The organism is Bifidobacterium sp. M0307 (genome assembly GCF_016100445.1).
In the GTDB taxonomy this organism is placed as follows: domain Bacteria; phylum Actinomycetota; class Actinomycetes; order Actinomycetales; family Bifidobacteriaceae; genus Bombiscardovia; species Bombiscardovia coryneformis.
Map to the genome: position 1 here is coordinate 37,375 of NZ_JACFSL010000001.1, position 20,386 is coordinate 57,760.

Consider the following 20,386-nt stretch of genomic DNA (forward strand, 5'->3'; position numbering starts at 1 on the left):
TCATGATTCTAAACCACGATTTGTGGTTCGCCCGACTGGCCGGGGCGGTTCCTAGACTGTGAACCATGAGCAAGCATCATCGTAATCGCAGCTGGGCACCGGCACCTGAGGCACTTCCCCAGGGAGTCGGCGTCATCGATGACCATACGCACATGTCTGCGGTGATTCCCTTCGCCAGGAGGATGGACCGGCAGGCCCGGGAGCGGGGACAGGATCCGGTCCCGGTCTATGGGGTGGATGAGCAGCTGGAGCAGGCCCGGGCCGTGGGTGTGGTCGGGGCGATTGAAGTAGGCTGCGAGCTGCCTAACCTACAGGCGGCGGTTGACCTGGCCAAGGCCCATCCGGGTGTGGTCCATGCCGCCCTGGCCATCCACCCCAACGAGGCCGTGCTCCACGGTCATCGTGGGGTGCCGGGGCCGGACGGATTGCCCGTTACCTACAGGCCCTGGCACGATACCTCCTTCGAGGAGGCCATGGAGGAGGTGCGCCGCCTGGCCAAGGGCAACCCGGACCAGGTGGTGGCCATCGGCGAGACCGGTATGGACCTTTTCCGCACCGGGCGGGATGCCATGGATATCCAACGCCAGGCCCTGCGTGACCATATGGCCCTGGCCAAGGAGCTCGGACTGCCCATGCAGATTCATGACCGGGATGCCCATCAGGAGGTCATCGACACCCTCCTGGCTGACGGGGCACCCGAGCGGACCGTCTTCCACTCCTATTCCGGCGATGAGGCCATGGCCCGGGTAGCGGCCGAGCAGGGCTGGTATCTGAGCTTCTCGGGAACGTTCTCCTACAAGGGGAACGAGGGCATCCGCCGGGCACTGTCCGTCGTAGGGCTTGACCACATCATGGTCGAAACCGACGCCCCCTATCTGACCCCGATGCCATACAGGGGCCGGACCAATGCCCCCTACATGATTCCCTACACCCTCCGCGCCATGGCCGACGCCCTGGACCTGCCCGTGGAGGAGGTCGCCCGGGCCACGAGGGAAACCACCAGGCGGGTTTACGGGATCTGACCGGTGGACGGACGGCGAAAAGGCATCCAGGGGTGGAGGTCGGATCCCGCCTGCGGGCGCTCGCTGACACCTGAGCTGAAACCGTCGTGGAAGTTGCACCAAGCGAGGCAAAAGGTGCTACGGTAGTCGTCGCGGTATGCGCGGGAGCCCAGTGTTGCCCGCGTGCGTTCGAGAAGAAGGCTTTGGCCTATGGAGGGCTGTATGGCTAGTGAGCGGCATGAGATGTCGATCGAGGATGGGGCCGAGGGGACTGAAGAGACCTCTGGCTTATCCGGATCGCCCGAGCGTGACGGCCGGTCGGATCGGATGTTGGAGAGGGAGGAAACCGGGGATGTGACATCCCGGACACCTTCCAGGTCCGACGAGGGGAACGAGACAGGCACGGAGCACGGGACGGAGGCCGACAGGACCGGTGGTACCCGGCCGGCTTTCGAGCAGGATTCCATCCTTCCCCAGGAGAGCTTCACCAAGGCCCCCAGAATTTCGGCCAAGGCCCGCACCCGCGAGGAGGAGGACGAGCTCAAGCGTGCCCGGCGTGAGGCACAGCGTGAGGCCGCGCGTCAGCACACCCCGCCGCGTGGTCCCCTGGGGCGCTGGTGGCGCAAGGTCCAGGCATCGCCCGACCGGATCAGCCTGGGCATGTGCATCGTGGCCCTGGGAGTGGTATATGGCGATATCGGTACCTCCCCCCTCTACACCTTCCAGACCTTCGTGGCCGGGCAGGGCGGCATCCAGCGCGTGGACCGGGCTGCGGTTCTGGGCATGCTCTCCCTGGTCTTCTGGTCCATCACCCTGATCACCACGGTCAAGTACGTTCTGGTGGCCCTACGGATCGATAACAAGGGGGAGGGCGGCATCTTCGCTCTCTACACCCTGGTCCGTCGCTACGGGAAGTGGCTGGCCATCCCCGCCATGCTGGGTGGGGCCGCCTTCCTGGCCGATTCGGTGCTGACCCCGGCGGTCTCCATATCCTCGGCAGTGGAGGGTCTGAAGACCATACCCGTACTGGAGCCGGTCTTCCGTGAAAACGGGAACCTGACCATGGTCATCACCTTCGTGATCATCCTGGTCCTCTTCGCCGTCCAATCGCGTGGAACCGAGCGAATCGGCAAGGTCTTCGGCAGTGTGGTCATGGTCTGGTTCGCCTTCCTGGCGGTGATCGGCCTGTACTGCATCGGCAATGACTGGTCCATCTTCGAGGCCCTGAACCCGGTTTACGGCATCCGCTTCCTCTTCAGCCCCCAGAATCCGGTCGGGCTGACCATCATGGGCACGGTCTTCCTTTCGACCACCGGAGCCGAGGCCCTCTATTCCGATATGGGGCATGTGGGCCGTGGCAACATCTATGCGACCTGGCCCTTCATCAACATCGCCCTGGTCTGCAACTACTTCGGGCAGGGCGCCTGGCTCCTGCGCAACAAGAACAACCCGGCCCTACAGGGTGTGGATGGGCTCAACCCCTTCTTCCAGATGATGCCCACCACCGTGCGGTACGTGGCGGTCATCCTTTCGGTGACGGCCGGTGTCATCGCCTCCCAGGCCCTGATTACCGGTGCCTTCACCATGGTCTCCGAGGCGACCGGTCTCAACTGGATGCCCCACCTCCAGGTGCGCTACCCGGCCAGGACCAGGGGCCAGCTCTACATCCCGACCATCAACTGGGTGCTCTGCGTGGCCACCCTGACCGTCCTGGTCCTCTTCAAGGACTCCGAGCACATCTCGGCCGCCTACGGTCTGGCCCTGACGGTGACCATGATCACCACCACGGTGCTCCTGGCCGACTACCTCTGGCACGACAAGAAGCGGGTGGGGTCGGTTGTCTTCGCGGTGATTTTCCTGGCCATCCAGATTCTCTTCTTCATGGCCTCCATGGCCAAGTTCATGCACGGCGGCTGGTTCACCATGCTGTTGACCGCGGCCATCCTGTACATCATGTACACCTGGGACCAGGGCACCAAGGTGGAGCGTTCGCAGCGCCGGCACATGACGGCCAAGGAGTGCCTGCCCGCCCTGGATATGCTCCACAACGACTTCCGCATCCCCTACTTCGCCGACAACCTGGTCTACCTGACCTCGGATGCTGAGATGCGGCGTTTGGATACGGACATCTTCTTCTCGATCTTCGCCAACCACCCCAAGCGGGCCCGGGCCTGGTGGGCCGTGTCGGTCCAGACCACCGATGCGCCATACACCCGCAAGTACTCGGTTGAGAACTTCGGTACCAACTACCTGTTCAGGGTGCGGATGAAGTTGGGCTTCAAGGTGGATCAGAACGTGGCCACCTACCTCCACCAGATCATGCACGAGCTGATCGACAGTGGTGAGCTGCCCAAGCAGCCCTCGATCTACCCCAAGGTGGACGAGGATCCCCAGATTGGGACCATCACCTACGTCCTGGTCCACAAGGCCCTGATGCCCGAGTCCAAGATCGACTCCCGTGGCGCCCTGTCGCTGAAGGTCAAGTATGCGATCAGGAAGCTGGCCGGTTCGCCCATCAAATGGTTCGGTCTGGCCCCCTACAATCCGATCGTCGAGGTCCAGCCCCTCTTCGTCTCCACCCGGTCGGTGCCCAAGCTGACCAGGGTCAGGTTGCATCCGCGCAAAACCAAGGCCTCCGACCATGCCCAGCACACGGAGCAACCCCAGGCCCAGCAGCCCGAGGAGTGAGCAAAATCACTGCCTGACCTTCCGACACGATCACCCCGGTATGGAAACAAGCCCGCCCATATCGGGGTTGAGCCATAGAATTGGCCTGGTGAAGAACCCAGACCCGGCCATGTCCGGGAGGTCGTTCGAAAGGTGAAGTGATGACAGAAGCTCAAGCCAATATCGGTGTTGTGGGCCTGGCCGCCATGGGCGCCAGCCTCTCCAGGAACCTGGCCCGGCACGGCAACACCGTGGCCGTATACAACCGGCACTACTCACGCACCGAGACCCTGATCGGGGAGCATGGCGACGAGGGGAAGTTCGTTCCCGCCAAGACCCTTCAGGAGTTCGTCGGTTCCCTGACCAGGCCCCGCACTGCCATCATCATGGTCAAGGCGGGCGAGCCGACCGACCAGATGATCGACGACCTGGCCGACCTGATGGAGCCCGGCGACATCATCGTCGATGCCGGCAACGCCTACTTCAAGGACACCATCCGCCGCGAGAAGGCGATTCGCGCCCGTGGTCTGCACTTTGTGGGCTGCGGCGTTTCCGGTGGCGAGGAGGGGGCCCTCCTGGGGCCCTCCATGATGCCCGGTGGCACCGATGAGTCCTGGCAGACCCTGGGGCCCATTCTCAAGACCATTGCCGCCCAGGCGGAGGGCGAACCCTGCGTGACCCACATCGGCAGTGATGGGGCGGGCCACTTCGTCAAGATGGTCCATAACGGCATCGAGTACTCGGATATGCAGGTCATTGCCGAGTCCTACGACCTTATGCGCCGCGGCCTGGGCATGGAACCCCAGCAGATAGCCGACGTGTTCGACGAGTGGAACCAGGGCGACCTGAACTCCTACCTGGTGCAAATCACCGCCGAGGTGCTCCACCACACCGATGCCGCCACCGGCAAGCCCTTCATCGATATCGTGACCGATCAGGCCGGCATGAAGGGGACCGGCACCTGGACCGTCCAGACCGCCCTGGACCTGGCCGTGCCTGTTACCGGCATAGGTGAGGCCGTCTTCGCCCGCGGGCTCTCCTCCTCGCCCGAGCTGCGCAAGGAAGCCGAGCAGAAGGGGCTGTCCGGCCCCGAGCCCCAGGCCATCCTGAGTGATCTGGCGGCCGATCCTGACCAGCGCAAGGCCTTCATCGAGGACGTGCGCCAGGCCCTGTATGCCTCCAAGATCGTGGCCTATGCCCAGGGCTTCAACGAGATGCAGGAGGGGGCCGATGTGTACGGTTGGAAGCTCGATATGGGCGCCATCGCCCGCATCTGGCGCGGCGGTTGCATCATCAGGGCCAAGTTCCTGAACAGGATCTCGGATGCCTACGCCTCCGGTGATGAGTTCGGGTCCCTCCTCTTCGACCCCTTCTTCAAGAAGGCCGTGGAGGATGCCCAGGATGCCTGGCGTCGCGTGGTGGTTCGGGCCACCCAGGCCGGCATTCCGATTCCGGTCTTCGCCAGCTCCCTCTCCTACTACGACGGCCTGCGCTCCAAGCGGCTGCCTGCGGCTCTGATCCAGGGCCAGCGCGACCTCTTCGGTGCCCACACCTATGGGCGCGTGGACCAGCCCGGCGTCTTCCACACCCTCTGGGCCGGAGACAAGTCCGAGATCAAGCAGGACTAGCGGCCAATCCCGGATTCCTGGCGGCCGGGTCGTGCCGGCCTCCTGCGGCCTATCGGCCAAGCATGGTGGATTCCCTCACGTCCAGTCTGAACTTGGCTGTCTGCCGCCGGGGCCTGGGGTGCCTGTCGGGTTGGTTGAGGTCATGCAGCAGGATGGAAACGGCCTTGTGGGCCAGGTCTTCGCGATCGGTGCTGATGGTCGTCAGTGAGGGGATGTACGAGGCGCTTTCGTTGATACCGTCGAAACCGATGACGGCCACGTCCCGGGGGACGGAGATTCCGCACTCATGCAACCCGCGAATCATGCCCAGGGCCATGGAATCCGTGATGCAGAACACCCCGTCGAAGGGGAAGTCCCCCTGGGCGGCCAGGGAGTGGGCCAGGGACCGGGCGGAATCCTCATCCCAGGGTTCGAGCCCTATGAAGGAGTCCGGAGACAGGGTTCTCTTGCCCTCTTCAAGGGCCTCCAGGCATCCGCTCAATCTCCTGGCTGCGACGGAGTTCTTCCTGGAAGGTTCATCGAGGATGTCCAGGTCGGATCCGACAACCCCGATGCGACGGCACCCCTGGGCGAGCAGATGGGCAACTGCCGTCCTGGCCCCCTCCCGACTCGCGGTCATGACGCTGTCGAAGACCGGCCGGACCGAGGGGTCGTCAAGCAACACGACCGGCTTGCCGTGGGTGAGGACCTTCATCTCCTCGTTGGAGACATTGCCCGGGCTGAAAATGGTCCCGTCGCAGAGCTGGCTGGTGACCCGCCGCAGAATCGAGACCTCGTCCTCGCGGGAGTTCATGGTCTGCTGGATGATGGCCTGCATGCCATGGGCGTTGATCTCCCTGGAGATTGCCGCGCTCATCTGGGAGGGGTAGGGTTTGTCCAATTCGAAGATCGCCACCCCGATGACCCCGTTCCTGCCTGACCTGAGGCTCCTGGCCGAAAGGTTGGCGGAGTAGTTGAGCCTCTTCGCCGCTGCCAAGACCTTCGTCCTGGTTTTTTCGGCGATGCGGGTATCCCCCCTGAGGGCATACGAGGCGGTGGCCCGTGAAACATCGGCCTCCTTGGCCACGTCGCTCATTGTCACCATATCGTGCCTCGCTCCAATCTTCCTGCCCGTAGAGTCTGTGGCCGTGAAGAAAAGTGAATCGTGTCAGGTCACATCTCGATGGTAGTACATCGCTCGGTTTGACACGATTCAAATAGGGTGCTATATCTGAATACGGTTGAATTGAATCGTGTCAACTGAGTCGGTTTCGATGTCGAATACCGCAAGGAATTCAGAGGATTGATTACAAGGAGGAGTCATGAAGCTGAACAAAACACTGAAGAAGGCGGCGGTTGCGGCCATGGCCGGAGCCATGGTCGTGGCCATGGGGGCCTGTGGCGGGGGAAATGGCACCAATGCCGACAAGACCAAGCTGACCTTCCTTTCATGGAACAACGAGCAGACCATGAAGCCCTATCTGGACGAGTTCGAGAAGGAGAATCCCGACATCGAGGTGGACTTCAGCTATTCGCCGCCGACCCCCGAGTACATCCAGACCCTACAGACCAGGCTGGTGGGCAACCAGGCCCCCGATGTGTTCATCATCACCTCCGAGAACAAGGCGGACCTGATCACAAACCAGTACGTGCGTGACCTGACCGATGAGCCCTTCATGAAGAACATCTCGCAGGCCAACAAGGACTTCGTCAGTCGTGACGGGAAGGTCTACGGCATGTCCGTCTCCTCCTGGGCCTCGGGCATCATCTACAACAAGGACCTCCTGGCCAAGGTCGGCGCCAAGAGCGTTCCGGACAACTGGGATGACTTCCTCAAACTCTGTGCGAAGCTCAAGAAGGCCGGTGTCACTCCATTCCTGGAGACCGTGGCCGATGGCCCCAGCCGAATCCCCGACGCCTTCCTGGGCTCGCAGTTCGAGCAGGACAAGGTCGATGTCACCACCCTGGTGGACAAGCGCCCCCAGACCCCGGGCACCGATCAGAAAGAGGCCGTCAAGGCCTGGATGCGGCTCTACGACGAGGACCTGGTCACCAGGGACACGGTGGGCATCAGCGGGGATGACATGAAGACCCAGTTCATCAACGGGCAGGTGGCGATGATCTGCACCGGTCCGTGGGATCTTCCCTCCTTCTCCGAGTCCTCCCTCGAATGGGGCATGGCCCCCATGCCCGTGCTCAGCAAGGGGCAGGTCAACTACGCCCAGGGATCACCTTCGCCCGCCTACGCCATCTATTCCAAGCTCAAGGGGGACAAGCTCAAGGCGGCCCAGAAGTTCCTGACCTTCATGGATAGCGAGTGGGCACTCCAGAAGAGCACGGAGAACGGTGACGCCATCACCGTCGATGGATTCAAGTCCAAGGTCAAGGATGAATACAAGACCGTGTACGAGGAGAACGTCAGGACGGGTCATTACTTCCTGGTCATGAACTTCTACGCCAAGCCCGATGTGCTGACCACGGTCCGGCAGTCGGAGACACAGCAACTGGTGCAGGGCGCTGTATCCGTGGACCAGTGGGCCAAGGCCATCGACGACAAGATGGCTTCGGTGAAATGAGGGTCGGACAGGGAACGTCGGACCTGACGGGTTGGAAGAGGTGACATATGGCTGTTGACAGTGGAGTGCAAGGGGTGCCTACCGTGGCCGATAGGTCGAAGGCAAATGAACCGGAAGAGCGTGAATACGCCCGTCGCAAGCGCCTTCGGGGGCTGAGGGAGGACCTGACCTCGTTCTGGTTCCTCCTGCCGATTCTGGCAGTCTTCGTCATCCTTTTCGCGGTGCCGTTGGTGCAGACCGCCATCTACTCGGTGACGGACTTCAACGGGTACAGCATGGACATGCACTATGTGGGGTGGAGCAACTACCGCAGCGTGTTCACGGACCCCTCAACCATGCAGGGTCTTGTGTTCACCATCGTGTACGCGCTCGCCCAGACCATACTGGTCACTGTCTTCGCCGTACCCCTGGCGGTGACCCTGAACAGGAAGTTCTGGGGGAGGAACTTCGCGCGCTCCCTGTTCTTCTTCTTCAGCGTGCCTTCGCTGGCCATCATGGGCATGGTCTGGAAGTACATCTTCTCGCCCATGAAGTCGGGCGTGGTCAATACGGTCCTGGGCGCCTTCGGGCTCGGCCCGCTGCCCTGGCTCTCCAACTCGATCCTGGCCCGGTGCTGTGTGATCTTCATAGCGGTCTGGGCCCAGATCGGATGGCATGCCACCCTTTACCTGGCCTTCCTGCAGTCCATTCCCGGTGACCTTTACGAGCAGGCCACCGTGGATGGTGCCACCAGGCGGCAGCAGTTCATCCACATCACCCTGCCCCAGCTGATTCCGGGCATCGTTACATCCAGCTTCCTGCTCATGTCGGGAGGGCTGAAGGTGTACGACCTGCCATACACGATGACCAAGGGAGGGCCCGGTTACTCGACCTATACGGTGACCCAGTCGATTATCCAGCAGGGCATAGGGCAGTCCCAGTACGGGTTGGGTTCGGCCCTGGCCGTCCTCTTCACCCTGGCGACGGCCCTGGTGGTCTTCACCCAGATGGGTGTGGCCGGTCTGATTTCCAGGAGGTTCCAATGAGTGCCAGCAGTCAGCAAGTGGTATCGGGTGCGGGGAACGGCCCGACCCTGGAGCAGCGCGAGCGGCGTCGTTCCATCGTCAGAAGCATCGTGGTGCTGGTCATAGCGCTCATCTGCGCCGTGCCCCTCTGGTACATCCTGATCAACACCTTCAAGACCGTGCCGGACATGGCCACCAATCCACTGGGTCTGCCGAAGGAGTGGACCCTGAAGAACTACAGTCATGCCTTTGCCACCGTGCCCATTGTGCGCAGCCTGGTCAACACCCTGATCGTCACCTTCTTCGGGGTGCTCTTCCAGGTGCTGATCGGAGCCCTGGCCGCCTATGGCATGATTCTGCGCAAGTCCCTGTTCACCTCGACCGTCGGGGTCGTTCTGATGATCGCCTTCGTCATCCCGGCCCAGTCGACGCTGATTCCCCTGTATCGAATGGAGTCGGCGGTCGGCCTGGTCAATACCCTGCTGGGCCTGATTGTCATGTACCTGGGCGGTGCGGTGTTCTGCTACTTCCTCATCGTCGGGTACATGCAGTCCCTCCCCTTCGAGGTGATAGAGGCCGCCCGCATCGATGGGGCAGGGCCCTTGAGGATATTCTGGAACATCGTTTTGCCCCTGATCAGGCCCATCCTGACCACGGTGATCGTCTTCCAGACCATGACCACATGGAATGACTTCATGACGGCCAACGTCTTCATCAGCAGTTCGGACCTGCGGACCATCGTGCTCCAGGTCTACAACGCGGTCGGTCAGTTCACCACGGATTGGCCGAGCTTCATGACCATCACGGTCCTGGCGCTTATACCGGTCTTCGTCTTCTTCATCTTCTGCCAGAAGTGGATCGTCTCCGGCCTGGTTGCCGGTGCCGTGAAGGGATGACCGATACGCGTCGGGCCTTGCCGGCTTGAAGGAATACGGCGTTGTGCGGCTGCCAGGTGCGGCCTCGCAACGCCCTTGACAAGAGAACTGGAGTCGATTGTATGGATAAGGGATGTAGGGGAGAGACGGAGGGTCAGAGGATTCAGGTTCCCACCAATCCCCTTCACGGGTACTGTGCCGATCCCGATCTCAAGATGGTGGACGGACGGTGGTATATGTACTGCACCCAGGACGGTCTGCCCGGCTGGTCGTCCACGGTGATGAGCGTCTACGAATCCACTGACCTTTGCAACTGGCAGGAGCACAGGATTCTCGACCTGCACGACGTCCCCTGGTGGGAGGGCAAACAGGGCGCCTGGGCGCCGTGCATGCTGGAGACCGCGCATGGGTTCGTGCTCTACTTCGTGGCGGACGGGCAGATAGGTCTGGCGACCTCCCCGACCCCCACCGGCCCCTTCACGCCGGCCGCAACCCCCCTGATCCGTGCGGATGCATATGACTGCCAGACAATCGATCCCTCGATATTCGTGGACGAGGACGGTACCACCTACCTACTGTGGGGGAACGGAAGGGTCTACATGGCGGCCCTGAGCGACGACGGTACGGCCATAGTGGATGCGACCTTGAAAACCTGGGTTCCCGACAACTTCCGCGAGGCCATAACCATCAGCAGGCACGGGGGAAGGTACTACGCCTCCTGGTCCGAAAACGACACCAGGGATCCTGAATACCGGGTCCGGTATGCGGTCTCCGACTCCCTGGACGGACCATGGGGGCAGCCGCAGGTGCTGGTCGAGAAGGATGAGGGCAAGGGAATCCTGGGTACCGGTCATCATTGCATCCTGCAGGTGCCCGGCACGGACCAGTGGATCATCGCTTACCATCGGTTCGCCATGGACGGGCACGGTGATGGCTGCCATCGCGAGATCGTCTGTGCCCCGCTGGCCTTCGATGATGAAGGGGGTATGGAGCAGGTCCATCCGCAGGTCGGGTCGTATTGGTGCCCGGCACCATCAACGCAACGATAGGGGGAGGTCACTCCTTGACGATGGGGTGACCGCCAAAGGCGTTGCGCAGGGCCGAGACCGCCTTCATGGTCATGGGGTCCTGAATCTGCGAGGACTGGCGGGCGTACAGGGCCGAGGTGATGGCCGGGGTGGGGACGCCCAGCTCCAGGGCATCGCCAATCATCCACTTGGTCTCACCGGTCTCCTCGGCCTTACCGGCGATGTGTGCCAGGTGGGGGTCCTCCTGGAGGGACTTGGCCAGGAGGTCCAGGAGCCAGGATTGGATGACCGACCCCTTTCGCCAGGACTGGACGACCTCGTCTGGTTCCTGAATCAGATCGGAGGCCTCCAGGACGGCATAGCCCTCGGCCAGAGACTGCATCATTCCGTACTCGATGCCGTTATGGACCATCTTGGCGTAGTGTCCGGCGCCGGTGCCGCCTGCGTGAACCAGGCCGAACTCGCCCTCGGGCTTCAGGGTGTCGAGTATAGGCTGAATCCGGGCAACATCCTCGTCCGATCCACCGACCATCAAGGCGTAGCCGTTCTCCCTGCCCCAGATGCCATTGGAGGTGCCCACGTCGACCAGGCCGATGCCCTTCGCTCCCAGGGCCTTGGCATGTACCTGGTCCTGGGTGAAGCGGGTGTTGCCCCCGTCGATGACCAGGTCGCCGCGGTCCATCAGGTCGCCCAGCTGGTCAAGGGTGGACTCGATGGGTTTGCCTGCGGGCACCATGACCCAGATGGCCCGGGGTGCCTCCAGGGAGTCGACCAGGGCCTGGAGGCTGTCCACGTCCCTGCCCGACTCGGGCGATATGTCGTATCCGACGACCTGGTGACCACCTGTGCGCAGGCGGTCGGCCATGTTCTTACCCATGCGGCCCAGGCCTATCATTCCGATCTTCATGATGTTGGTTCCTTCCTGCTTCGTTCAGTGTTGTTCGGTTTTTCTGGCGGCCTGACGGGCCCGCTCGGCCTTGACCTGCTCGGTGTGGGCCTTGACGTCGCACTGCAATCCCAGGGTGTCGATGACCTCCTCGGCCTCGATTTCGGGGGCCATGCGCAGGCCCACGTCGATGGTCATGTGAATCTCGTCCTTGCCCAGAGGTTCCAGGGTCTCGAACTGCGACTTGAGCATTCGGGGCTTCATGAAGTGCCCCTGGCGGTGCGAGAGTCGTTCCATGATGGAGTCGTAGTCACCGCTCAGGTGGATGAACACCACCCCGGGCATTCGAAGCCTGTCCCGGTAGACCCGCTTCAGTGCCGAGCAGGTAACGGTGCCGGGTACCTTCCTGTCCATGTGGTCCTGAATCCAGTCGTGAATCTTGTCGAGCCAGGGCCAGCGGTCCTCATCATTCAGGGGAATTCCGTGGGCCATCTTGTCGATGTTGGCCTGGGGGTGGAAGTCATCGGCCTCGGCCATGTCCCAGCCCAGCTTTTCGCTCAAGTGGGTGTTCATCGTGGTCTTGCCGCAGCCGGAGACGCCCATGATGACCAGGATTGGCGTGTGGTCCTTGAGGTAATCCGCGGGAACCGTATTCTCCACCGCCGAGGGAATGGAGTGTTCATCGAACCCCTTGGCGTTCGTTGACAGTGTGTCTACCATGCGTTTCCTTTCTGAATGAGTGCGCCGTGTTGGGGCTCAGCCTGCGATGGGGACGAAGATGCTGGCGATCATGACCAGAATCAGCACCACCACCGAGAGGAGGCACTCCAGTACGGACCAGGTCTTCAGGGTGTCGCCCACGCTCATGCCGAAGTACTCCTTGATCAGCCAGAAGCCGGCATCGTTGAGGTGGGAGAGGAAGATGGACCCCGCCCCGATGGCGATGACCAGCAGTGTGGTGGCCATGGGGGTGGCGTGCATCATGGTCATGGCGTTGCTGAGAATGCCGGCCGTGGTCAGGATGGAGACCGTGGCCGAACCGGTGGCTACGCGGACGAATACGGCGATGAGCCAGCCCAGCAGGAAGATGGAGATGTTGGAGGTCTCGACGAAGGTGCCGATGATCTTGCCGATGCCGGTGGAGACCAGGACACCTTTGAAGCCTCCGCCTGCGCCGACAATCAGGAGGATGCCCGCCACGGCAGGGAGTGAGGCGCCCAGGGAGTCGTTGACCGTCTTCCAGGAGATGCCGGAGGCGGCCTTGAGGAGCAGCATGGAGACAATCAGGGCTATGGCCAGAGCCATGACCGGGTTGCCGATGAAGTTGATGGTCTGGGCGAACCCGTCGGTCCGGGTGCGGAAGTCGGGTGAGGTTATCTCGAAAACGGAGGTGAGGAGCATGAGAATCGCCGGGAGGATGATGCAGAAGACCGAGAGTCCGAAGGAGGGGAGTCGGGCCTCCTCCTTGGCGGCCTCTTCGCTTTTGGCCGCGAAGTCCGCCGGGGCCTCGATGGGAACCCAGCGAGCCGCCACCTTGGAGAAGAGAGGGCCGACAATCACCAGGGTGATCAGGGCTACGGGTATGCCGAACATCATGGTAAGGCCCACATTGCCGGTTTCCTTGAACTGGCTCAGGGCGGCGAGGGGGCCGGGATGTGGCGGTACGCAGGCATGCATGATGGAGAGGCCTGCCAGGGTGGGAATGGCCACCCTCATCAGGGGGAGCTCGGTCTTGCGCGCTACCAGGATGATGACCGGAACCAGAATGACCAGCCCCACCTCAAAGAACATGGGCAGGCCTATCAGGGTTCCTATCAGGGCCATGATCCATGGAATGGTGGCCGGTGACGATTTGGATACCAGGGTGTTGACCACCTGATCGGTGGCCCCGGTGTCCATCAGAACCTTGCCGATCATGGCTCCGAGACCAATCAGGATACCGACCGACCCCATGGTGGAGCCGAATTCGCCGGTGAAGCTGGTCAGTGTGGCCACTGGTCCGTAACCCGACCCGATGCCGACCACCATACCGGCCGCCAGGAGGGACACGAAGGGGTGGAGTTTAACGACGGTGACCAGGAAGATGAGCACCACCAGGCTGAGAACAAGACTGATGCCCAGTCGGGTGCTGTTGAGTTGTACGGCCTCTCCTGCCGCGAGCAGTGCTGTATGCATGGCTGCCTCTTCTCTGAGGATAGGAACGAAGTCAGGACGTACGCCCATGGCTCCTATTTTGCATGGCATAATATCGGCAGTGTGATATTACGTATGTCTTATACGTATACAAGTGTACACGGGAAGACCTTCCGATTGGGGTTCCCCTGCCGTGTGGGCAGTGAGGTTACAGACAATTCCCGCCCTTGTGCATTGCTAGAGTGTGATTTATGAGTACAGAACCTTCGCTGCACGATAGGCTCCTGGAACAATGGGGTATGGGCATCGTCACAGGAAGCATCAGCGAGGGGGAGCGTCTGTCGGTCCCGCCCCTGGATCAGGAAGTGCCATCACGTACGGTAACCCGCGAGGTGACACGGGTATTGGAATCCATGGGAATGGTTACCGTGAGGCGGAAGGCTGGGGCCACCGTGAATCCGATGGCCGCCTGGAACATCTATGACCCCAGGGTGATTGAGTGGCGGCTGCGTGGCCCCGACAGGGACCGGGTCCTCCATGAGCTTTCGGAATTAAGGGCCAGCGTGGAACCCATGGCCGCCCGCCTGGCCGCCACCAGGGCCAGGCCCGGGCAGTGGGCGGCCCTGACCCAGGCCGCCATCGACATGGTGGCCCATGCCAACCATGCCGACCAGGCGGATTATCTGCAGGCCGACGAGCGTTTCCACCGAGCACTCCTGGAGGCCTCGGGCAACGCCATGTTCGCTGCTCTGGGCGACGTGGTTGCATCCGTGCTGGCCGGTCGTACCCGGCACGAACTCATGCCCCATGAGGCCAATGAGCAGGCTCTGAGACTTCACGGCGACGTGGCGGCTTTGATACGCCAGGGTGACGGCGAGGCGGCCTGCCAGGCCATGACGCGAATCGTCGATGAATCGGATCGGGCCATGACGCGTCGTCTGCGCTCGCGCTCGTCAGGGAGCCGGGACTGAACGGTTGAGGAACATCTGGGCTGTGTAGTGCCGGTTTATAGTGTTGAAGGGGTGGAGACGGCCCACTGTTGGGGTTAATGATGTGGGCCGCCTCCGGGTGGCCGGGGGTTGGGTGTTCCCCTTTTGGTGTGGCCTCTTACTCGTGTGAAGTGGTGATGGTGGTGCGTCGGCGCCTGCAGGCGTTGCCTGTTGCGATGCCGAGCGCGCCGGCGGTGATGAGGAGGATGATGCCTGCGCCTCCTGCGTTGGGCAGGCTGCCGGTGTGCCGGTAGGTGTACGTGTTGGTGGTGTCGTCGGGCTGGCGTTGCCCGGCGAGGGTCCACCGGACTTGCGCGGGCACGGTTCCGGGGGCGTGGGCTATGGTGGTGGCCTGCCAGGTGTTCGGTCCGGTCTGCCGCAGGGGGAGTGTGTCGTTGTCGATGGCGAGGCCGGCCGGTGTGGGTTGTGGGGGGATGGCGGCCTTGCGTGGCGCGGGTGTGGGGTTGGTGTCGCCGTGGCCTGCCTGCCCGTCGGTGTTGTCTCCCCAGGCCTGGGTGTCGCCGTTGGTGTCGATGGCGATGGTGGTGTCGCCTCCGCTGGCGGTGAGGGTGGTGTTCAGTCCCGGTATGGCCGTGGGCTGTGTCGGTGTGCCGGTGGTGTGGCCGAGCTGGCCGCTGGTGTTGTCTCCCCAGGTCCAGGTGCGGTGGTCCTGTCCGGTGGCGGTGTAGTGGTTGCGTCCGGTGGAGGTGTGGGTGAACCGGTACGTGTCGGCCGTGCCTGCGGGCCGTATGCGCGTGGGGGTTGTGGTGTCGGTGCCGTTGGCGAGTCTGCCCCAGGCCCAGAGTCGTCCCTGCTGGTCGATGGCGTGCGTGGTGTCGCCTCCGGCGCTGGCCTGGACGTAGCCGACAGGCTGCTGCGGGCCGGACGGGCCGGCTGCGGCTGCTGCGGCGGGTGTGCCGGTGTCGTCGTGGCCGAGCTGGCCGTGCGTGTTGGCGCCCCACGTGTAGAGCTGCCCGTCGGACCCGATCGCCGCGGCGTGCGTGTCGCCCGCGATGACCTGCTCGTACCGGAACGCGGGGGGCGCGTCCTGCGGCAGGGCAACCCTGACGGGCGTGGCGCTGCCGGTGGTGCGTGCCGCGTCGCCCAGCCCGCCGGTGAGTGCTCCCCACGCGTACAGGTTGTCGTCGGAGCCGAGGGCCATGGTGTAGCCGTCGCCCGCGACGGCCCGCGTCCAGGTGAACCCGGTGTCGGTGCCGTCGGGCCTGGAGACCTTGACGGGCCTGGTGCGTCGGGTGGTGGTGCCGTCTCCGAGCTGGCCCTGGGTGTTGTCTCCCCACGTGTAGAGCTGCCCGTCGGAGCCGACGGCGGCGCTGTGGGTGCGTCCCGCCGCGGCCTGCACCCAGACGAACCCGTCACCGGTGCCGTCGGGCCTGGAGACCCTGGTGGGGGTGGCGTGTTGGCTGGTGGTGCCGTCTCCGAGCTGTCCGTTGGTGTTGCTTCCCCAGGCATAGAGGCCGCCGTCGGAGCCGATGCCCAGGGTTGAGGTGCCGCCGGTGTCTATGGAGGCGAGGCGGATGTCGGGTGCGGCGGGTGCGGTGAGGGTGACGGTCTCGTCGCCGTGTTCGCTGCCGTGGTCCGGGCTCAGGACCCACCGGCCGGTCCGGTGCCACCTGCCGGTCACGGTCAGGTCATGCTCCAACGGTTGTGTGAAGTCGTAGGCGACATCCCCGTCGAACCAACCGTCGAAGGTCCACCCGGCCTCGGCCGGGTCTTCGGGCCTCCTGGTGGGCTCCCCGGCGGGGACCTGCTGCGCGTCGGGCGTGCGCCCGTGCTGGCTGGTGAAGGTGAGGGTGACGGTGTCGCCGGTGTACATGAACCGCAGGCTCGTGTCCTCGGACTGGTCCGCGTCCTCTGGCCCCGCCGAGCTGGTGCCGGCCGCCGAGCGGATGGTCAGGGTCACGGTCTCGGGCCGGTGCCGGGGCGAGGCGGCGTGCCACCCGTCCGTCCGGCGCCGCACCTCTCCAGCGCTCGGCTTGGCGCCGAACAGGACACCGGTGACGGGGGAGCCGGCCGGCCGCCACACCATGGCCGGGCTTGGGTGGGCCGTGGTGGCCGTGGTGCCGGTGCCGAGCTGGCCGGTGCCGTTGGCGCCGGCCGCGTACACGTCCCCGTCGGAGCCGACGGCCAGCGTACTGTCTGCGCCCGCAGCGGCAGCGGTGTATGCGAACCCCGAGGGTGCCCCTTTGGGGTTGGGTACGCGTGCGGGGGTCACGCCGTCGCTGGTGCCGTTGCCGGTGGTGGTGCCGAGCTGCCCGTACTGGTTGCCGCCCCACGCCCAGGCCCCCGATCCGGTCAGTGCGACGGAGTGGGTGCGTCCGGCGCTGACGCCGGTGGCGCCGGACGGGCCGGGGACCGGGCCCGGCCTGCCCGCGGGTTCGGCGCTGGCGGGGGTGCGGCCGAGCTGGCCGCTCCCGTTGTGCCCCCACGTGTAGACGGTCCCGTCCCGGGCGACGCCCACGCTGTGGTCAGCCCCGGCGGTGATTGCCATGAACCGCAAAGTGGTGTCGACGGGGGCGGGCTTGTAGTCGGTATGGCCGAGCAGGTCGTCGTCGCTCGTGGCGCCGGTGGTGTCGCGGCCGCCCCAGGTCCAGGCGGTCCCGTTAGCGTCCAGGCCGATGGAGTGACTGGCGCCGGCGCTGACGGAGGCGAAGGCCGCCTCGGGCACGCCCACACCCGTGGGCGTCGCGGCTGGTGCTTCGTGTGAGCCGGTGGAGGTGGGGAAGCCCAGTTGCTGGTATTGGTTGTCTCCCCAGGTCCAGATGTTGCCGTCCCGGTCCAGGGCCGTGCTGTGGTCGGCTCCGGCGCTGATGGCGATGAAGGTCACGCTCGCCGGTGAGGCGATTGGGCCGGGCTTGCCTGCGGGGTTGTTGTCGTCGGGGGTGCGGCCGAGTTGTTCTTTTTCGTTGCTGCCCCAGGTCCAGACGGTGCCGTCCCGGTCCAGGGCCATGGAGTGAGCGCTTCCTGCGGCGACCTGGACGAACCTCTTGCCTGCGGGGGCGGCGACCATGGTCGCCGCGGTCCGATTTGTGGTGGTGCCGTCTCCGAGTTGGCCATACTGGTTGCCGCCCCAGGTGTACAGGTTGCCGTCGCTGCCGACGGCGAGTGAGTGGGACTGTCCGGCGGACACTTGGGCGAGCCTGACCTGTACGGTGGGGGTGTCGATGCGCACGTCGGTGCCGCCCCGCCACGGCCCCTGGGCCGGGTCGGCACCCCACCGGCCCCACCTGGCGGTCAGGGTCGTGTTCCCTGTTACGGGCTTGGTGAAATCGTAGGGCTTGTCTCCTTGGAACCAGCCGTTGAAGGTCCACCCGTCGTCGGTCGTCGGGTCGTCGGGTCGTCGGGCGGTGTCGCCGACGATGACCTGCTGCGGGGGCGTGGGTGAGCCGTGCTCCGACTTGAAGGTGACGGTGGTGGTGTCGCCGGTGTAGGTGAACCGGTGGCTGGTCTCGTCGGGCTCGCGGATGCCCTTGTATGTGTACTGGATGGTGAGGGTGACGGTGCCGAGGCTGTGCCTGGGCGAGGTGGCGTGCCACCCGTCGGACTTGCGGTATGGGCCGCCGATGTTGCGGGCCTCGCCGAACAGGACGCTCGTGAGATGCTGATCGACGGGGCGCCAGGCCAGGCCGGGGCGGATATGGTCGCCGAAGTCGCTGCCGCCGATGCCGAGCTGGTGCTGTTTGTTGGATCCGAATGCGTATGCTTCACCGTCCGAGCCGATGAGCAGGGTATGGGTCGAGCTGTTTGCGAAGCTGATGTAGTGGAAGTCCGCGGGCGCCCCGGCGGGGGGCACGACCCGGGTGGGGGCGGGGACGCTCTCCTCGGTTTTGGTTCCGGTCCCGAGCTCGCCGTACTGGTTCCATCCCCACGCCCATGTGCCGGTATCGGTCATGGCGAAGCCATGGTTGCGTATTGCATTGCCACTGATGCTGACTTGGGTGGCTCCGGACAGGCCGGGGACCCGGCCCGGCTTGTCGGCGGGGTTGGCGCTGTCCGGGATACGGCCCAGCTGGCCGCCGTCATTTCTACTGCCCCAGGTCCAGACGGTCCCGTCCCGCGCGATGGCGATGCAATTGCTGCCCAGTATTTCGCAGTTGTAGGCCTTGAACCTGACATCGGTATCAACGAGGACGGGGTGGTAGCCGTTAAAATTCCACGTCCAGGTCCAGATTCTGCCGTCCGTGTCGAGGGCCGTATATCCGATTTTACCGGGATTGCTTGTGGCGAAGATGTCGGTGAAGACGGTCCCGCCGAAAAGGTCGACCTTGTGGGGCGTGGCCGTATCGTAGAATCCCCAAGTCCAAACCTGTCCATTGCTGTCGAGGGCCATGGTAGTGTCAAAAGCTGCGGAGACGGCGGTGAACTTCACTCCCTCCGGCACTATGACCAGACCGGGAACGGAACTATCGTCCCCGAGGGGACGTCCGAGGCTATTATGGTAATTTTCCCCCCAGGTCCAGATTCTGCCGTCCCGGTCCAGGGCCGCGGCGTGAGAGTACCCGGCGGACACCTGGGTGAACTTCACTCCCTCCGGCATGGCGATAATCTGTGGATCGCAAAACTCGCACTGGCCTTTGCCGCCCACCGCCACCTGTCCGTTATAGTTCCATCCCCATCCGTACAGGTTGCCGTCGCTGCCCAAAGCCAGGGAGAAGAGGTTGCTTGTGGATATCTGGCTGTAGCGTACATGACCGCCGGGGGTGTCGATTTTGACGTCGGTGCCGCCCTGCCAGGGCCCTGTGTCGGTGCTGGTGCCCCATTTGCTCCATTTGGCGGTGAGGGTCAGGTCGGTGGTGATGGGCTTGGTGAAGTCGTAGGCGAGGTCGCCCACGAACCAGCCGTTGAAGGTCCATCCTGGCCTGGTGGGGTCGTCGTGTGGCCATGTGGCGGTCTTGCCGTCGGGGATGGTCTGGCTTGCCGGCATGCCCTGGGTGTCGGGCTGGGAGGTGAAGGTGACCGTATGGCTGCCGGTCCTGGCCTGCGGTCCGGGGGCCTGCGCGCCGGTGTTGGTGGCTGTGGTGGTCTGCCCTGTGGTGAGCGGGTTGGGCGTGGACAGCGGCGTGGGTGTCGCGGTGGTTGTCGTGGGCTGCGTCGCTGCTGCCGGGGACTGCGGTGTCGTGGTGGGTGACGGTGTCGCGGCCGGTGTGGTGGTTCCTGTGGGTGTGATTAGGCCGTCATCGGAGGCTGCGGGTTGACCCCCCCCCCCCCCCGTTGATCTGGGAGTAAGCGGTGGTGTCGGTAGCTTGTGCGCCTGCGGCCAGCCCGCCGCCCATGACGGACAGGGCCGCCAGGACTGCGACCACTGGACGGACGGAACAGCGACCGAAACGGTTCAGTCTACGCATGGTTCTCTCTCCCCCAACTTTCCCCAACTATCATCCTACGGTTCAGACCAATGGCCTTAAGCCGAATACAGAATATACCGCCATCCCCCGCGGTGTACTCGAATCACGGATGATTCCCTTCTTGATAAAACTATCTAGAACTTTATCACCTTGCTCCTAATTGACGCAACGCAGGCCGAGTACAGGTATACACAGTATGGAACGCCGCCGTTGCGGTGTGTGCGCGACTGGTTGCGAGTCGTGGGTCGGTTTGATGT

Annotated in this window: 14 protein-coding genes; 9 read left to right on the forward strand and 5 right to left on the reverse strand. The window is 63.8% G+C overall.

From position 1 onward, the window contains the following. Positions 1-65: 65 nt before the first annotated feature. The 3 genes from H3V08_RS00150 to gndA all read left to right on the forward strand — a co-directional run bounded on the left by H3V08_RS00150 (position 66) and on the right by gndA (position 5,296). Positions 66-1,022, forward strand: coding sequence for a TatD family hydrolase (locus H3V08_RS00150; protein WP_198181194.1), 957 nt, complete (start codon positions 66-68; stop codon positions 1,020-1,022). Positions 1,023-1,328: 306 nt separating this feature from the next. Further along, positions 1,329-3,689, forward strand: a complete 2,361-nt coding sequence (locus tag H3V08_RS00155) for a KUP/HAK/KT family potassium transporter (protein ID WP_442859352.1) — start codon at positions 1,329-1,331, stop codon at positions 3,687-3,689. A 140-nt stretch (positions 3,690-3,829) separates the two neighbouring features. Continuing rightward, a complete protein-coding gene (gene gndA / locus H3V08_RS00160; RefSeq protein ID WP_198181195.1) occupies positions 3,830-5,296 on the forward strand; it encodes an NADP-dependent phosphogluconate dehydrogenase in 1,467 nt (488 codons plus the stop codon). 49 nt (positions 5,297-5,345) lie between these two features. On the opposite strand, the gene H3V08_RS00165 is transcribed toward gndA, so the two are convergent. Beyond that, positions 5,346-6,380: a LacI family DNA-binding transcriptional regulator gene (locus H3V08_RS00165; protein WP_198181196.1), complete on the reverse strand. Its 1,035-nt coding sequence runs from the start codon at positions 6,378-6,380 to the stop codon at positions 5,346-5,348. Between the two features lie 217 nt (positions 6,381-6,597). On the opposite strand from H3V08_RS00165, the gene H3V08_RS00170 reads away from it, so the two are divergent. The 4 genes from H3V08_RS00170 to H3V08_RS00185 all read left to right on the forward strand — a co-directional run bounded on the left by H3V08_RS00170 (position 6,598) and on the right by H3V08_RS00185 (position 10,779). Beyond that, complete coding sequence (locus H3V08_RS00170) at positions 6,598-7,851, forward strand: ABC transporter substrate-binding protein (RefSeq protein ID WP_198181197.1); 1,254 nt, start codon at positions 6,598-6,600, stop codon at positions 7,849-7,851. Between the two features lie 83 nt (positions 7,852-7,934). Beyond that, positions 7,935-8,876, forward strand: coding sequence for a carbohydrate ABC transporter permease (locus H3V08_RS00175; RefSeq protein ID WP_332461785.1), 942 nt, complete (start codon positions 7,935-7,937; stop codon positions 8,874-8,876). Next, the gene (locus tag H3V08_RS00180; RefSeq protein ID WP_045920986.1) at positions 8,873-9,751 is read left to right on the forward strand and encodes a carbohydrate ABC transporter permease; all 879 of its coding nucleotides are present in this window, start codon (positions 8,873-8,875) and stop codon (positions 9,749-9,751) included. The genes H3V08_RS00175 and H3V08_RS00180 overlap by 4 nt, the downstream gene beginning before the upstream one ends. Before the next feature lie 101 nt (positions 9,752-9,852). Beyond that, complete coding sequence (locus tag H3V08_RS00185; RefSeq protein WP_198181198.1) at positions 9,853-10,779, forward strand: family 43 glycosylhydrolase; 927 nt, start codon at positions 9,853-9,855, stop codon at positions 10,777-10,779. Positions 10,780-10,786: 7 nt separating this feature from the next. Here H3V08_RS00185 and gnd read toward each other — a convergent pair whose 3' ends face one another. The 3 genes from gnd to H3V08_RS00200 are packed head-to-tail and all read right to left on the reverse strand — an operon-like array spanning position 10,787 to position 13,867. Continuing rightward, positions 10,787-11,665 carry a phosphogluconate dehydrogenase (NAD(+)-dependent, decarboxylating) gene (gene gnd / locus H3V08_RS00190; protein WP_198181199.1) on the reverse strand — a complete coding sequence of 293 codons (879 nt, stop codon included), beginning with the start codon at positions 11,663-11,665 and terminating at the stop codon, positions 10,787-10,789. A gap of 24 nt (positions 11,666-11,689) precedes the next feature. Beyond that, positions 11,690-12,364, reverse strand: coding sequence for a gluconokinase (locus H3V08_RS00195; protein WP_232340010.1), 675 nt, complete (start codon positions 12,362-12,364; stop codon positions 11,690-11,692). A 36-nt stretch (positions 12,365-12,400) separates the two neighbouring features. Further along, entirely contained in the window at positions 12,401-13,867 is a 1,467-nt protein-coding gene (locus H3V08_RS00200; protein WP_232340011.1) for a GntP family permease, read from the reverse strand. A 161-nt stretch (positions 13,868-14,028) separates the two neighbouring features. On the opposite strand from H3V08_RS00200, the gene H3V08_RS00205 reads away from it, so the two are divergent. Continuing rightward, on the forward strand, positions 14,029-14,748 hold the full coding sequence (locus tag H3V08_RS00205) for a FadR/GntR family transcriptional regulator (RefSeq protein WP_198181200.1): 720 nt from the start codon (positions 14,029-14,031) through the stop codon (positions 14,746-14,748). Between the two features lie 136 nt (positions 14,749-14,884). On the opposite strand, the gene H3V08_RS00210 is transcribed toward H3V08_RS00205, so the two are convergent. Beyond that, entirely contained in the window at positions 14,885-19,708 is a 4,824-nt protein-coding gene (locus H3V08_RS00210; RefSeq protein ID WP_198181201.1) for an RCC1 domain-containing protein, read from the reverse strand. On the opposite strand from H3V08_RS00210, the gene H3V08_RS00215 reads away from it, so the two are divergent. After that, positions 19,707-19,979 carry a hypothetical protein gene (locus H3V08_RS00215; protein ID WP_198181202.1) on the forward strand — a complete coding sequence of 91 codons (273 nt, stop codon included), beginning with the start codon at positions 19,707-19,709 and terminating at the stop codon, positions 19,977-19,979. The genes H3V08_RS00210 and H3V08_RS00215 overlap by 2 nt on opposite strands. Positions 19,980-20,386 lie beyond the last annotated feature (407 nt).

Coding starts and splice junctions, on each gene's coding strand:
- H3V08_RS00150 (WP_198181194.1), top strand. CDS start 66: ATGAGCAAGCATCATCGTAATCGCAGCTGGGCACCGGCACCTGAGGCA.
- H3V08_RS00155 (WP_442859352.1), top strand. CDS start 1,329: ATGTTGGAGAGGGAGGAAACCGGGGATGTGACATCCCGGACACCTTCC.
- gndA (WP_198181195.1), top strand. CDS start 3,830: ATGACAGAAGCTCAAGCCAATATCGGTGTTGTGGGCCTGGCCGCCATG.
- H3V08_RS00165 (WP_198181196.1), bottom strand. CDS start 6,380: ATGGTGACAATGAGCGACGTGGCCAAGGAGGCCGATGTTTCACGGGCC.
- H3V08_RS00170 (WP_198181197.1), top strand. CDS start 6,598: ATGAAGCTGAACAAAACACTGAAGAAGGCGGCGGTTGCGGCCATGGCC.
- H3V08_RS00180 (WP_045920986.1), top strand. CDS start 8,873: ATGAGTGCCAGCAGTCAGCAAGTGGTATCGGGTGCGGGGAACGGCCCG.
- H3V08_RS00185 (WP_198181198.1), top strand. CDS start 9,853: ATGGATAAGGGATGTAGGGGAGAGACGGAGGGTCAGAGGATTCAGGTT.
- gnd (WP_198181199.1), bottom strand. CDS start 11,665: ATGAAGATCGGAATGATAGGCCTGGGCCGCATGGGTAAGAACATGGCC.
- H3V08_RS00195 (WP_232340010.1), bottom strand. CDS start 12,364: ATGGTAGACACACTGTCAACGAACGCCAAGGGGTTCGATGAACACTCC.
- H3V08_RS00200 (WP_232340011.1), bottom strand. CDS start 13,867: ATGGGCGTACGTCCTGACTTCGTTCCTATCCTCAGAGAAGAGGCAGCC.
- H3V08_RS00205 (WP_198181200.1), top strand. CDS start 14,029: ATGAGTACAGAACCTTCGCTGCACGATAGGCTCCTGGAACAATGGGGT.
- H3V08_RS00215 (WP_198181202.1), top strand. CDS start 19,707: ATGCCCTGGGTGTCGGGCTGGGAGGTGAAGGTGACCGTATGGCTGCCG.
- H3V08_RS00210 (WP_198181201.1), bottom strand. CDS start 19,708: ATGCCGGCAAGCCAGACCATCCCCGACGGCAAGACCGCCACATGGCCA.